The 12,244-nt window shown below is 63.0% G+C and carries 15 protein-coding genes; all 15 read right to left on the reverse strand.

Annotated elements, in window-relative coordinates:
* On the reverse strand, positions 1 to 878 hold an 878-nt coding region (locus H7290_RS02810; RefSeq protein WP_290512497.1), incomplete at its 3' end, for a hypothetical protein.
* Positions 875 to 1,039 carry a hypothetical protein gene (locus tag H7290_RS02815; protein WP_290512498.1) on the reverse strand — a complete coding sequence of 55 codons (165 nt, stop codon included), beginning with the start codon at positions 1,037 to 1,039 and terminating at the stop codon, positions 875 to 877. The genes H7290_RS02815 and H7290_RS02810, both read right to left, overlap by 4 nt.
* A gap of 41 nt (positions 1,040 to 1,080) precedes the next feature.
* On the reverse strand, positions 1,081 to 1,482 hold the full coding sequence (locus tag H7290_RS02820; RefSeq protein ID WP_290512499.1) for a hypothetical protein: 402 nt from the start codon (positions 1,480 to 1,482) through the stop codon (positions 1,081 to 1,083).
* Positions 1,483 to 1,563: 81 nt separating this feature from the next.
* Positions 1,564 to 2,577 (reverse strand): hypothetical protein, encoded by a 1,014-nt coding sequence (locus H7290_RS02825; protein WP_290512500.1) that lies wholly within the window; start codon positions 2,575 to 2,577, stop codon positions 1,564 to 1,566.
* Positions 2,578 to 2,631: 54 nt separating this feature from the next.
* Positions 2,632 to 3,153: a hypothetical protein gene (locus tag H7290_RS02830; protein ID WP_290512501.1), complete on the reverse strand. Its 522-nt coding sequence runs from the start codon at positions 3,151 to 3,153 to the stop codon at positions 2,632 to 2,634.
* The gene (locus H7290_RS02835) at positions 3,150 to 3,851 is read right to left on the reverse strand and encodes a hypothetical protein (RefSeq protein ID WP_290512502.1); all 702 of its coding nucleotides are present in this window, start codon (positions 3,849 to 3,851) and stop codon (positions 3,150 to 3,152) included. Before H7290_RS02835 ends, H7290_RS02830 begins: the two co-directional genes overlap by 4 nt.
* A gap of 116 nt (positions 3,852 to 3,967) precedes the next feature.
* Positions 3,968 to 4,390 carry a hypothetical protein gene (locus tag H7290_RS02840; RefSeq protein WP_290512503.1) on the reverse strand — a complete coding sequence of 141 codons (423 nt, stop codon included), beginning with the start codon at positions 4,388 to 4,390 and terminating at the stop codon, positions 3,968 to 3,970.
* A 5-nt stretch (positions 4,391 to 4,395) separates the two neighbouring features.
* Positions 4,396 to 5,691, reverse strand: coding sequence for a hypothetical protein (locus tag H7290_RS02845; protein WP_290512504.1), 1,296 nt, complete (start codon positions 5,689 to 5,691; stop codon positions 4,396 to 4,398).
* 56 nt (positions 5,692 to 5,747) lie between these two features.
* A complete protein-coding gene (locus H7290_RS02850; RefSeq protein WP_290512505.1) occupies positions 5,748 to 6,365 on the reverse strand; it encodes a collagen-like protein in 618 nt (205 codons plus the stop codon).
* 285 nt (positions 6,366 to 6,650) lie between these two features.
* Positions 6,651 to 6,953 (reverse strand): hypothetical protein, encoded by a 303-nt coding sequence (locus H7290_RS02855; protein ID WP_290512506.1) that lies wholly within the window; start codon positions 6,951 to 6,953, stop codon positions 6,651 to 6,653.
* A 186-nt stretch (positions 6,954 to 7,139) separates the two neighbouring features.
* On the reverse strand, positions 7,140 to 9,281 hold the full coding sequence (locus H7290_RS02860; RefSeq protein ID WP_290512507.1) for a hypothetical protein: 2,142 nt from the start codon (positions 9,279 to 9,281) through the stop codon (positions 7,140 to 7,142).
* A 123-nt stretch (positions 9,282 to 9,404) separates the two neighbouring features.
* Entirely contained in the window at positions 9,405 to 10,064 is a 660-nt protein-coding gene (locus H7290_RS02865; protein WP_290512508.1) for a hypothetical protein, read from the reverse strand.
* 51 nt (positions 10,065 to 10,115) lie between these two features.
* Complete coding sequence (locus tag H7290_RS02870; protein WP_290512509.1) at positions 10,116 to 10,424, reverse strand: hypothetical protein; 309 nt, start codon at positions 10,422 to 10,424, stop codon at positions 10,116 to 10,118.
* Complete coding sequence (locus H7290_RS02875) at positions 10,421 to 11,338, reverse strand: hypothetical protein (RefSeq protein WP_290512510.1); 918 nt, start codon at positions 11,336 to 11,338, stop codon at positions 10,421 to 10,423. Before H7290_RS02875 ends, H7290_RS02870 begins: the two co-directional genes overlap by 4 nt.
* Before the next feature lie 80 nt (positions 11,339 to 11,418).
* Positions 11,419 to 12,244: major capsid protein (locus H7290_RS02880; RefSeq protein WP_290512511.1), on the reverse strand; the 826-nt coding region annotated here is incomplete at its 5' end.

The following is a 12,244-nucleotide window of genomic DNA, read 5'->3' on the forward strand; positions in this document are numbered from 1 at the left end:
CCCATCTTCTCGACCATCGAGACGATGCCGCCGATTGACTTGCCGAACAGGTTGAGCGCGTTGTTGCGGGAGCCCCCGCCGAGAAGATCCCCGACTCGACTACCCATCGACCGATCACTGCCACGGCCCCCGTTTCGGGCTTTGTCAGCCGCGCGACTCCGCTTGATATCCTCCGCGTGCGCTGCGGCCCAGATACGAGTGAACCTGTCCGCGCTTCTCTGCGTTCGCTTGATGTTCTCGGCGTGAGCGGCGTTCCACAGTTTACTGAAAGAATCAACATCCCTCCTGTGCGCCTTGGCCGCCGCATCGTAGAGCGCGCTCTGCTGTTTGAGGAGTGCCTTCTCTTGATCAAACTTGGCCTTGTCCGCTTTTTCGATCATGCGGTTGGCCGACTCATGCAGGGAAACGCGAGCCTTTTGGAACGCTGCGTAGAACGCGCGATTGGGGTCGTCAGGAGTGCCATCACCGAGACCGCCAGCAGGAGGGCGGTTGCCGCCGCCACCCCCGCCTCCGTTTCCAGAAACAGATCCGATCCGGTTCTCCATGTTGTCGAGCATCCGACCCATCGAGACTTCGATCTCGTCGATCTTCTCACCGACAGCGGACCCAAGGTTCTTGGACAGGGACCGCCCGAGGCGCTGCCCCATGTTCTTGAAGTTCCGGTTGAGTTCAGACTCCAACTTCTCGGTGAGCGTGTCCGTTATGCGGTCGAAGAATCCCTCCTCGAACCCATCGCCATAGCCCTCGCCGTGTTCCTTTCCTGCCTTCACGACACCCGGCCCGGCGCTGTCAATGGAATCGACGATATCGTCGTTCATCCCGTCGCCGTTGATCTCCAACTGCACATAGCCGCGACCGACCTCGGTGCCACGCTTCATTGGTTACCCGCCTTGTTCTGCATGTTGAAGAATGAGGCCGATTCGGACTCCTCGGACGCCGCGCTGTCGCCGTCCTGCCATTCCAGCAGGTCGTTGAGTTCGGTAAGCCACTCGTCGAGTTTACCGTGCTCAACCCGTTCGATCGCCCAAGCGTAGACCAAGGATGTGAACTTCCACGGCGGAAGCGCCGTGAGGTTGGGGATCAGGTAGTAGCAGGCGGTGATTTCTGCAAAGCGCTCGGCTCCGATTCGGCAGAGTCGGACGGCGACTGGGTAGGGTCCGCGAACCACTCCGAGATGAGGTACTCGAAGATCTCTTCCAACTGCTTGAGCCGCAATCTTTCCTTGCGGGAGTTGGACAGGAGCCGTGACTCCAAGTGGTCCTGATCGTCACCTTTCAGGGAGGACATCATGATGTTGACGATGGCCGCGTAGCGCTGGTCGTCGGTCTGGCCGCGACCGAGAGCGGCGAGCATGAACGTCAACTGCCCCTCGTGCGGTCGGTACGCCTTCATCTCGCGGCCGTCGAGGTCGAACTCAATCGGTACGCCTCTGTCCTCGTCTTCGCCCTCGGTGTCCTGTACGGCTGTGACGAACTTCTTCATGTCGGTTCCTATCGTCTGGTGGAGCGTCGCTTGTGTCATACGGTATCACGTCGTGGATTCAGGGGGCGTTTCTGGAAACGGTCAGCCGATCTTGCGGCCACGAATCTCGCGGGGGAGCAGGAGAGTCGGCCCACCGGGTCTCGCAACGACCCGCTCAAGAACCTCGATGTACCAGTACCCGCTACGGAACTCCAACGACGAGGGGTCAACGCGGGCACCGTACTTCTCGATGGCCGCGTGCAGGAACCGTGCCCTCTCGGCTATCTTCTGCTGGGACCGGGTGTTCACAGTCGTCTTGGCTTCTTTCAAGCGCGCCCGACGCTTGGCCTGTCGACGGCGGTTGTCGGCGGTACGCTGCTCCGGGCTCGGCTTCGCTGCTGCACGCCGCGCACGCTGAGCCTGCACGCGCAAGCCCTGTGCGTCGGCGCGGCGCTGGTGCTCGGCAGTGCGGGCACCACCATGTCCGAGGGGGTCGTGCCTACTCCATGCCTCGTCCCTCCACCGACGCCATTCGGTGAGCGACGCGAGGAACGCGATCTCAGGTTCCGTCGCTGCGGTGACGTGAGAGGCCAGTTCCTCGGGGAACGTGTCGACAGCACCTGCGAGGCTGGTGCCCGGCATGGTCGCCGTCGCTATGTGAACAGACCGGAGCCCGGCCGTGAGCCCACGCGAGAAGAAGTATTGCGGGTGCTGGCCCTTGATGATCACAGTCCCGACACGCTTCCCACTCTTGGGAGAGGGAATCCATGTGTGCTCATACAGGCTGGGGCTACCCACAGCCCCCGGTGGGAGGATCGTCGCTTCCCACGGCGAGTTACCGGCGTAGATACCTGTGCCCTGATCGACGAACGCGCTGTACTTGGACGACGACCCGACTGCCGTGTAGATCCGTAGCCCGCGCGTGGCGCTGCTGGACGTGAAAGATCGCTTGAGCGACCGGCCGTGCGCTGCGGGCTCGTGGCCCCACGTCGGGCGGCTGTTGCGTGGGGCGAACCCTCTGGTCGCTGCGGTGACGCGGTTGGACAGCGTGTTCGAGAACCGACCAACCGGGCCGGTGGGCATGAACAGCACCTCGGCCGTGGCTGTGACAGCCATGACTGACCCGCGCTTTCGGACAATCTTGGACTGGGGCATGTTTCCAGAAACCCGTCAGAGTTCCACGGTGAACGCCCACACGCCACCGTACTGTCCACCGAGCGGCCCCTGTGGCTGCCACTGTCCGACGTTGATGCCCTCCCAGACCTCGCAACTGAGAGCGGCGCACAGGATGGCGTTCATGTCCGCGAGCGACTGCATCCCGTAGACCAGTACGTCCGTCTCGGTCGGAGCCCGTCCCTTCTTGGGCACCTCCATGCAGCGGAGCACGCCGACCTCAAGCCCGGCGATGAGCGACAGAGCGCAGTTCTGGCCGCTGAAACCTTCCAGCCCACCGGGCGCAGGCTGCACGTCGGTAATCCTGATCCATGCCTGCGAGCACTGAGCCTCGGTGGCCGAGCAGGAGTCGCCGGGGTCGGGATCGAACGGGACGTAGGACTCACCGAGGGTGAACCCGACCGAGCAGATATCCGGCAGGGCGTCCCGGATGCACCCAGTGAACTCCACAATGGCGTTCTCCAAGGCCAGCACAGCGGGCGGGAGAGTTTCGTCGGACCCGAGCCCCCCGATGGTCATACGGAGCCGCCCAATCGCCGCACAGGCAGTGTGGAGGTGATCCTAGCCTTGCGCGTGCGCGGGTTGTGGACCTGCGCCGCTTGGATCGGAGCCCCAGCGGGTGCCCACTTGAGGATGAACTGGTCAACGATGTCGATTCCGGTCAGCCCGTTGGGGAACAGACCTGCCTCGATGCTGAATGACACGCCGTTGCGCACGACGCTGGTCACCCCTCGCGGCAGGGAGCAGGCACCCTGTGGAGCGCACGCCTCCGCGAACTCCATTGCGAGAAACGCGACGGCGAGACGGGCGTCGGCCAGCACGGGGTAGGACTTCGAGTACGTGATGCTCCACGTGCCGACCGCGCTGTCTGGCTTGTCGAGATCCTGTGTCTCGGGGATGGGCGACGTGCCCGTGCCCTGCCAAACGAGGAGGTGTCCGTTGTCGATGCGCCAGTCGCCGGTGTCCAGCACTAGTTCGACGCCATCGACCTTGATGCTGTCGATGTAGCCGATGGGGCCGTCGATGTCGACCTCGCTCAGTGGGCCGCAGTAGCGTGCCCTACGGCAGCCGCAAGCGTTCAGCCACTCGCCGGGACGGATCGGGTGCGGGTTCCACTTGCAGCCACAGGGGCGCTCCACCGGGCATGGCCGAATGGTGATCGGGCATGTCCCGACTCGGTTCAGGGTGAGCGCCTGCAAGGACGACGTGGCGAGCATCAGCGCTCGCTCCTGTACCAGAGGGTCAAGTCCTGTCCACTCCGCGCCGAGGCAAGCCGGGTCCGGCTCCCATGTGCATGTCATCGTTGCGCCCTTCGTGGTGTGTGGATACTAGGCTACCCGAGCCCGGTGGGCCTCGCGGCGTCCGGCAGGTCTTCCTCAAGCGGAGCAGCGCCGACAGAGTTTCCGGAAACCGCTCCCTCGGGGTCGCCCGACTCATACAGAACCGTAGTCTCCGGGGTTCCGGTCATCGCGTCGGTGGGGTCGCTCTCATAGGCACCGCCGCCAGCGCCTTCGTAGGACAAGCCGTCAGTGCGTATCAGGGCATCCTCACCAGCCAAGCGTGCGTCCTGCTGAACGGGAGTCTCCGCGTTGGGGGTGGCCCATGTGATGACTGCGCCGAGGATGACCGCCGCGATGGCAAGGTACTTGGCTGCGGGCTCATCGACTCCGAACGCGAGTACCGCGATGATGATGCCAGAGAGCAGCGTGCTCAGCGACTTGGCAATCTCTTTGGCCTTAGCCAGTGCAGTAAGCATGATCATTACTTCTTTCCATAGGTGACTGCGATGATCGGGTAGTTGGATCGCGTACTGATGATCTTATTGGATCGCGCTGCTCGGCCACTATAAATGGCGTTGAGGCTGGACTTCACGGCCGGGTTGAATCCTGCGGGCTTGAACGCCGTGTCGCGGACCCACGTGTTGGAGTTCTCGGTCAGACCGATGCTGGTGCGAGTCTTCCAGTTCGACATGGGACGATACCGGGCGAGGCTCGCGGCCAACTTGATCGTGTACTTCCCCTGCTGGACGCGGATCGCGTCGAACTTCGCGCCGCGACGGAAGTCGAAATGAGTCACGACGATCTGAGCCCACGAGCCATTGATCTTGGCTCGTACCCGACCAACGGTCTCCTTGCGTCCGCCACCTTGGGCGTAGGAGGGCATGGTGACCGACTTGGCATACGTGACCTCGGTGCCCTTGAGGACGGCGACAAGGTTCCCTGCCGACGCCAGCGGGACGATGTACCCGGCCTTGGTGAATCCCTCTCGCCACTGGGCGACCTGAGAGGGCCGGACCTCGTTGAGGGTGATGACCTCGGGCTTGCCGCTGGTCAGGGCAGTGAGCATGAACGGCCTGCGGGCGTCGAGGGTGCGAGAGCCCTCGATCCCGTCGTCCCCCCACGTGTTCAGGTGGCGGTGCTCATACCAGCGCACAGTCCGCACGACCGGAACCTTGGACCTGATGTAGGAGCGGAGGTCGAAGATCGTGGACTCGATGCTGGACGGGAACCAATGGGTATCCCGATAGTTGCGGGCGAGCCCGTCCCGGTGCGCGTAGTAGGCATCAATCTGAGCGCCGTAGGGCTTGCGCCCGTACAGCGACCAGCCGCCGTCTACGAACTTTCCGACCTTGAACCCGAAGACTCGGTAGTCGTCCGCGATGCTCTTGCCCTCACGCGGCGGCAGGGCGAACATGTGGATGTGGTTGCCGAACAGGGGCGGACGACGCCAGTAGGCTCCCCAGCCGTTGGCGCGGAAGAACTTCTCCTGCGTACCCCACGTGACGCCGGGGATATAGACATCGAGGCAGGCATCGTAGTCATGCGTTCCGGCGCTGGCCTTGACCCCGGTATTGAACGGGGGCTGGATGACGACGAGGTGCCTGCCGAACTTCTTGACGGATAGCGCATCGGTGCGGTCCAGCAGGGCGATGGTCCACAGTGACCCGGTGACCTTGCGCCCGTACATGTCGCGGCGCGACCACATGACCCGCGTGGTCGACTTGGGGGGCTTGGCCCAGTTGATCGGGCTACCCGCCAGCGTAAGGACGCTCATCATGTGCCTTTCGTTTCCAGAAACCGATGGTCACTGTGCGTGGCACAGCATACCCGCTGCTATCCGGCAGGAGGGGGCGCAGCCACGCCAACGCGGCAGTCCGAGTCGGTCACCGTGACGCTGCTCCCATCGTCGAAGCCGAACACGATCAGGCCGTCAGAGTTGCAACTCGCCGTGGTGATGGCGGGGGCGTTCTTTCCCGCGCTGCCAGTGTCGCCGGTACTGCCGGTATCACCGGTAGCGCCCTTGTCGCCGGTATCGCCCTTAGCCCCAGCATCGCCGTTCGCCCCCCGGCAGTCATTTTGCGTGGAGCAGAAGGACACCAGAGCGTCGACCAACTGGTCGATGGTCGGGGCGGGGGCAGCGGTGCCTTTCGGCCCCCTGCTGCCCGAGGGCCCGACCAAGTCTATGCCCGACAGGATGAACCGCACAGCAGCGTTCACCTGAGTCTGGGTCGGGCCTGTGGTGGTCGGAGCAGAGTTGGACTTGTCAGTCACGTCGTCGATGGTGGACTTGGTTACCGCCGCCTGACGGCACAGCCCCGCGTCACGAAGGTCTTGCAGCGCCTTGCCCTTGGATTCAGCGCAGGCGGTCGTGACCTGCTGTGCGAGAGTGCTGGCCTTGTCAACCACCGCAGTCTTCTGCTTCTTTTCGTTGTTGGCGGTGTCGACGGCCACGTCGGTCTTGCCTACTTGGCTGACGTACCCCTGCAAGAACGAAGCGGCTGATACCAAGAACGCCAACGTGATCAAGATGTACATGACTCTTTGGCTGTTCGGCTTAGGCGTCATCAGGGTCTCCCCCCAGTTGTACGGCGAGTCTTTTCAAGCGCTCGATGTCCTCTTTGAGTGGCTGAGTGGCAGCGGCGACAGCCCGCCCTGACGAAGCGTAGGCACCGATCAGGGCGATGAAGATTCCCGCCGCCGATGTGATCATGGCAACGGCTATCGAAGACTCCACTGTTATCCCCCCGCATTATCCGAGTCGCTGTACAGGACGCGCAGCACCAGTCCTACCAGAAGGATCGTCATTGCGATCAATCCGAGGGTGGAATACGAATCAAACGGGGCTCTGAGTTTGTACGCTTTCACCTGTACGGCTGTCACGTAGGAAAGCAGGCCCCCAAAACCGAGGACGACTATCCGATACGACAGGGAATGGTGAAAGAAAGTTACCCCGATGATCCAAGCGAACAGCAGGCCGCAGAGTATCCCCTCCACGAACATCAAAGAACGTAGAAGGAGTAGGCGCTCGGTCAGGTCCACGTGATCTCCCGCCTCTGGGTCTCTTGCTATGGCTGACTGTCCCTCTGCCTCATACGCCCGAGAGGGCTAGGAGTTGCTTTATGGTACTACGTCGATCTCTTGCAGGTCATCTGGCCTGTGTTTCTCGTTTCTGGAAACAGGCAGGTCGTCGAAGTCCCGCCGTGGCGGGTGGCGGTGGGTGTTTGGTTAGATCGTGAGCCAGTTGGTGCCATCGCTGACTACCGTGACTTTGGCCCACTGTGCGAGAGAGACCGATGTGGCGCCGTCGATCGTGGAGGGTGCCGTCGCAGCCACGGAGGCCGCGGAGGCGTTGACGTTCTTGACAGTGATCGTGCGGCCGATTCCGACGTCACTGTTTGCCGCGTTGAGTAGCGTCACAACACCTGTCGTCTTGTCGGTGATGATGACGTCATCGGAGCGGACCATCGCATAGTTGGTCGTAACGGTCACAACTGTTCGACCGCCACCGAACGCGACCCAGCCGATATTCCCGACTCCCATGTTCTTGATGAACGCCGATGATCCTGCTCCGCCGACCTTGTTGAGATAGACCGACCCGCGCGGCGCGGTAACGACACCCTCGGGCGGTCCTGTGCCTGAGTACAGGGCTGGGCCAGATGTGCCGTTGAGTTGTATGACGGAGCCGGTGAAGTCGACGAGCTTAGGTTGTACCAGGATCGTTGCCGCGCCGCCGAAGATGAAGCCCATCAGCCCGGTCGCGCTCTCATACAGACGTATTTCAGGGTTGGCGGCACTGACAGGGTTGTTCAGGCGTACACGGTCGGTGCTGTCCAACGTGAGGATCGGCTGAGCGACACCCGATGATGACCTAGCCCGCAGCGAAGTGGTGGGAGCCATGATCGGGTCGGTGATAAAGCCACCCAATGTGCGGGGCATTGCCGGTGCGTCACCGACCGAGTACGCAACCGCCGCGAACCCGCCGCCCGTGGCTGTGTTGAGGTTGATCCATGAGCGCCCCTTCTGGTCAGGAGCGGCGGCAGGATATCCGGGGAGACTGGCACGTTGCCCCGCGAGTGCGTCCACGTTGACGCTGAGAGCGGTCGAGTGCGACACCCCGCCAGCGACAAGAGAGCCACCGGCAGACACGACGTAGACCTCTTGCGCATAACTGCCCGTCCCGGCAGTATCGCCGCCGACGGACTCTGTCGCACCGCTGATGACCCAAACGTCGGGGCGAATCGGAAACGTGTCGTAGAAGACTTTCCGGTTCAGTTGCGCGACGGTCTCGGGCTTGTTCCAGTTGCCAGCGTAGAAGTCGGCCCGTGACAGTCGGTAGATTTTGCCGAGCGACTGGTTGTCGACGCCCCATGCGATATGGCCGGGGAAGTACATCGGGGCTACGAAGTTCGGGTGGTATTCCTGTATTGACGTTCCGACCAGAGTCCACGTCGCCCCGTTGTCAGCGGAGGTGTAGACCTGCGGCTGAGAGCGGTCCATGAAGGCGACAAGCGCGCCCGTGTAGGGGTCGCGGGTGACGGAGTGAATATGTCCAGGGTCGGACGCGCTGTCCGTCCCTGTCGACGAGAGCACAGCGGTAAACGTCTGGCCGTCGTCTGTTGAGCGCATCAGCCTGTAAACGGTGTTGCCAACGTTGCCGTATTCGGCCAACAGGATCACGCCGCTTGCAGGTGAGCACATGCTCTGGTGGCCGAGACCGGGGAAGTTAAGGGTAGTGACCTGCGTCCACGTAGCGCCGTCGTCGGTGGAGCGAACTACCTTTGGGTTCAGCCCTGCCGTGCCCCTGACAGTTTCTTGGATGGCGATGAGCGTGTTGGTGGTGTTGATGCGGTGCAGGTTGAACACCCGGAACCCAGTTACGCCCTGCGCGGTCCATGTCTTGCCGCTGTTGACCGACTTGTAGATCGTGCCCGCCGCCGCTTGGTCGTGGGCATAAAGGGTTGCCCCATCTTGAAACAGGACTTCTTTGCGCGGGTCGGAGGTGGTCTCATACACAGTCATCGACGGGACTACTGGCGCGGGTGCCTGAAACTTTGCCGCGTCATAGGCGTCGGATGCTGTGTGTGCGGTCACGACTGCGACGGTCTGCCCGTATGGGTTGACCACGAGGTCACCGGCTGCGTATGCCGTGGCGGCCTTCCATCGCGGGGCGGTAGTCGCTGCGATCTTGCCGACAACCGCAACCTCCGCAGCGGTGCCGGTCGTGGCGATCTGGTTGCCGACCTTGGCAGCAACGGCAACTTCCAGAGCACTACCGGGCGTGGAGACCTGTGCAGCGGGGAGTGCGTCGATGTAGACCTTGAGGTCATCGTCCCAGTTGTACAATCCCCGAAGCGGGTATTCGGCCATGATAGTCCTTCTCTGCTCCTGTGCGGGTGTTTCTGGAAACGGTGCTGGTACTGGTAGGGGCGGTCAACCGACTCTCGATTGACCGCCCCTCATGGCTACCCCCGGAGGAGCCCTACCCCCAGATCAGAAGGAACCAGCGGTGATCGGGAACGCACCACAGGACGCGACAGGCGGGTCGAGGGTGACCAACTGGTTGCGGTAGTGCGTCTTGGACGTCAGCGGCGTGAACAGCGGCGACGGCGTGAACGTCGGGCTGACACCACGGTCGACGCGGAACGGGCCGACACCCCACTGCGAGCCATCACGGGTCTGTGCGCCCGTGATCGAGAACTGCACCGCCGCGTTCTCGAACGAGAAGCCGCCGAGGCGACCACCCTTGAAGAACGGGAAGACCGTGTAGCCCCACTTGCGGCGACCGCTGGCATCGCAAGCGCCGCCTGCGATCTTCGACCAGACTTCGATGGCGAAACCGAACGAGTCGAGGTCGATGCCGGTGTTGGCGTCGAAGCCCACGATGTCACCCGAGGCGTTCTGGACGACGGGCTGGCCGGTGAAGACCGAGATCAAGGCCGGGTCGACACCACAGAGCGCGATGGCTCCGGAGTAGCCGAGCACCTGATCGTACGAGTCGTCCGTGATCGTCAACTCGTCACCGAAGTTGCGCTCACGGATGTTCGTGCCGCTGTCGGTAACCTCGTCGATGGTGACCGAGGAGACTCGCTTGGACACGACGACGGCTGACTGCCCGGCGTCAGGGATGCCACAGGCGTCCAACTTGGTCACGCGAATGACGCGACCCCGGACCTGTGAGAAGCACTGGGTAGCCACGATGAATCACTTCCTCTTTTTGGTGGGGGCCGTCTTGGCAGGAGCCTTGGCGGTAGGAGCCGTATCCGGGTTTCCGGAAACGGAGTCTGTGTGAGGGTCGGCAGCCTCGGTGTCGTCAGCCTCGGTGTCGTCGACCTCAGCATAGAGTAGGTCGGCTACCTCGTCGGTGACGTTGAATCCTCCGTGAGTCGACTGGATGCTGGTCTGGGCGATCCCGTTGGCGTTTGCCAAGTCGACGAGAGCACGCGCTGTCTCCCGGCGATTCTCGCCAGCAGGGACGAACGCGGTGTAGTTCGCTCGCTCGTTGGTAGTCATACTCCGAACCCTCCTCCGGTGACCGCAGGCACCGTTGCTGTGGCCTTGGCGACGAACACGTCGACCGCGACCCTGAACATGCGCTCGACAAGAGCGATGGCTGTGTTGGGCGCGAGCCCATTCTCGCCCGATCCGGTGCCCGATCCATCGTTGGGCATCGTGATCGAGTTGATGCTGATGGAGGAACTGCGCTCGACGAAGACCTCGCCCGTGGCGTAGAGGATGAACGTGCCGTCCTGATCCTCGTCATCGTAGCCGCCGCCGAAAGCAACCTTGGAGCCCATGCGGGTGAAGGCGAGGTCGCCCTTCCACTCGATCACATCGCCGCCGAGAATCGTCCCCAGAGCGCGTGGGAGGTGCAGGGTGGGCACTCCTGCGTAGTGACGGGCTGCCCAGCCTTCCAGCAGGGCCACAGCCACGCGAGGCGACACGGTGTCGGTCACCGGGGTCAGGTCAATCGGCGCGGCCCATGAGCCGCCGAGCGGATTCGCGGCGTCAGCAACCTGAGCGACGAAGCGATTGCCGAGGAGCGCCTGCTCCACGCCCTTGCCCTCGTTGGCCGTGAACACGCGATCAAGTTCGGCCTGCTGGTCCGCCTTGTCGAGCCCGACCGTCCTGCACTGCACGCCACCGTGAACGGCGAACGTGAGAGCAGGCTGCCACTCCGCAAAGTCGAAGGTCTTGAAAGCGCCCGTGTCGCTGAGCAGCGGCTCAGGGCAGATCGGGGTGGGGACCAGAGTCTCGATGCCGTTGTACGAGACCCACAGACCGTTGTCGTTGCGCCAGCCAAAGCCCTCGGTCTCGGAGAGGTCGTGGACGTTGCCAGCCGCCCGAGCGTGGTCGAGGACCGACGACTTGAGGGGGCTCGTTTCAGGCCGAAGGATGTCGCTGCCCGTGCCGATGGTAACCGTCATGCTCTCACTCTCCTAGTTTCCAGATCGAACGGATTCAGAGGGGCCGGTGTCCAGTGTTTCTGGAAACCGGCCCCACTGGATCAGAACGAGCCAGCACCCTCGATGGCGTCGCCCGAACCGGTGAGCGTGAGTGCTCCGGACTCGCCCGCCGTGTTGACCGGGATGGTCAACTTGGTTGCGCCGTAGCCAGCCTTGACGACCATCTGGCCCTGCTCGAAGAACACGCCGGTGTACTCGTTGACCGTGATGCTCGCGGCATCGTAGATCGCGGAGAGGTTGACGACTTCCTCAACAGCCTCGACGAACGTGCCCGAGGGGTACATCACGGCCGGGAAAGAACCGGGGAGCACGACCGCGCTGCCGTAGGAGATTTCCGACCAGTCCGACAGGTACTCGACCGCGAGGCCGCGCGCTGCGAAGTGAGCGTTGATCTTCTGCTCGGTGGCGACATCGTCGAGCGCGAGGCCCGAGCGACGCGACATGTCGGAGCGGAAGACCTCCAACGCGATGTCGGGCAACTTGACCTCTATGATCGCGTTGCGCCCGAGGTTCCACTTCCGGCGCTCGTTGAGAGCGATGAGGCTCAGCACCTCAAGCGAGTCCGTGACGCTGGGACCGTAGCCCTCGAACGTGACGGCATCCGAGAGGGTGAGGATCTGCCCGATGCGGCGACGGTTCATCTTGTGCGCCCACAGGACACCCGCGAACTTGAGCGCGTCAGCGACCAGTTCGGGGTACGCCTTCTGCGTCAGGAACGGGATGGTGAACCCGTAGCCAATCGCGTCGAGACGGTGGTCGACGAAGTCCGGGCACACGATGGCTTCGAGTGTCTTGACCATCCCGGCCTCGGCCTCAGCCTCGGTCTGGACGAACCCGAAGTCGTCGAGCGCCGCACCCTGCGAGGAG

This window comes from Aeromicrobium sp. (assembly GCF_014378035.1).
In the GTDB taxonomy this organism is placed as follows: Bacteria; Actinomycetota; Actinomycetes; order Propionibacteriales; family Nocardioidaceae; genus Aeromicrobium.

What these genes read in the sequence shown, in the direction of transcription:
- H7290_RS02820 (WP_290512499.1), bottom strand. Translation starts at nt 1,482, where the DNA reads ATGAAGAAGTTCGTCACAGCCGTACAGGACACCGAGGGCGAAGACGAG.
- H7290_RS02825 (WP_290512500.1), bottom strand. Translation starts at nt 2,577, where the DNA reads ATGGCTGTCACAGCCACGGCCGAGGTGCTGTTCATGCCCACCGGCCCG.
- H7290_RS02830 (WP_290512501.1), bottom strand. Translation starts at nt 3,153, where the DNA reads ATGACCATCGGGGGGCTCGGGTCCGACGAAACTCTCCCGCCCGCTGTG.
- H7290_RS02835 (WP_290512502.1), bottom strand. Translation starts at nt 3,851, where the DNA reads ATGCTCGCCACGTCGTCCTTGCAGGCGCTCACCCTGAACCGAGTCGGG.
- H7290_RS02840 (WP_290512503.1), bottom strand. Translation starts at nt 4,390, where the DNA reads ATGCTTACTGCACTGGCTAAGGCCAAAGAGATTGCCAAGTCGCTGAGC.
- H7290_RS02845 (WP_290512504.1), bottom strand. Translation starts at nt 5,691, where the DNA reads ATGATGAGCGTCCTTACGCTGGCGGGTAGCCCGATCAACTGGGCCAAG.
- H7290_RS02860 (WP_290512507.1), bottom strand. Translation starts at nt 9,281, where the DNA reads ATGGCCGAATACCCGCTTCGGGGATTGTACAACTGGGACGATGACCTC.
- H7290_RS02870 (WP_290512509.1), bottom strand. Translation starts at nt 10,424, where the DNA reads ATGACTACCAACGAGCGAGCGAACTACACCGCGTTCGTCCCTGCTGGC.
- H7290_RS02875 (WP_290512510.1), bottom strand. Translation starts at nt 11,338, where the DNA reads ATGACGGTTACCATCGGCACGGGCAGCGACATCCTTCGGCCTGAAACG.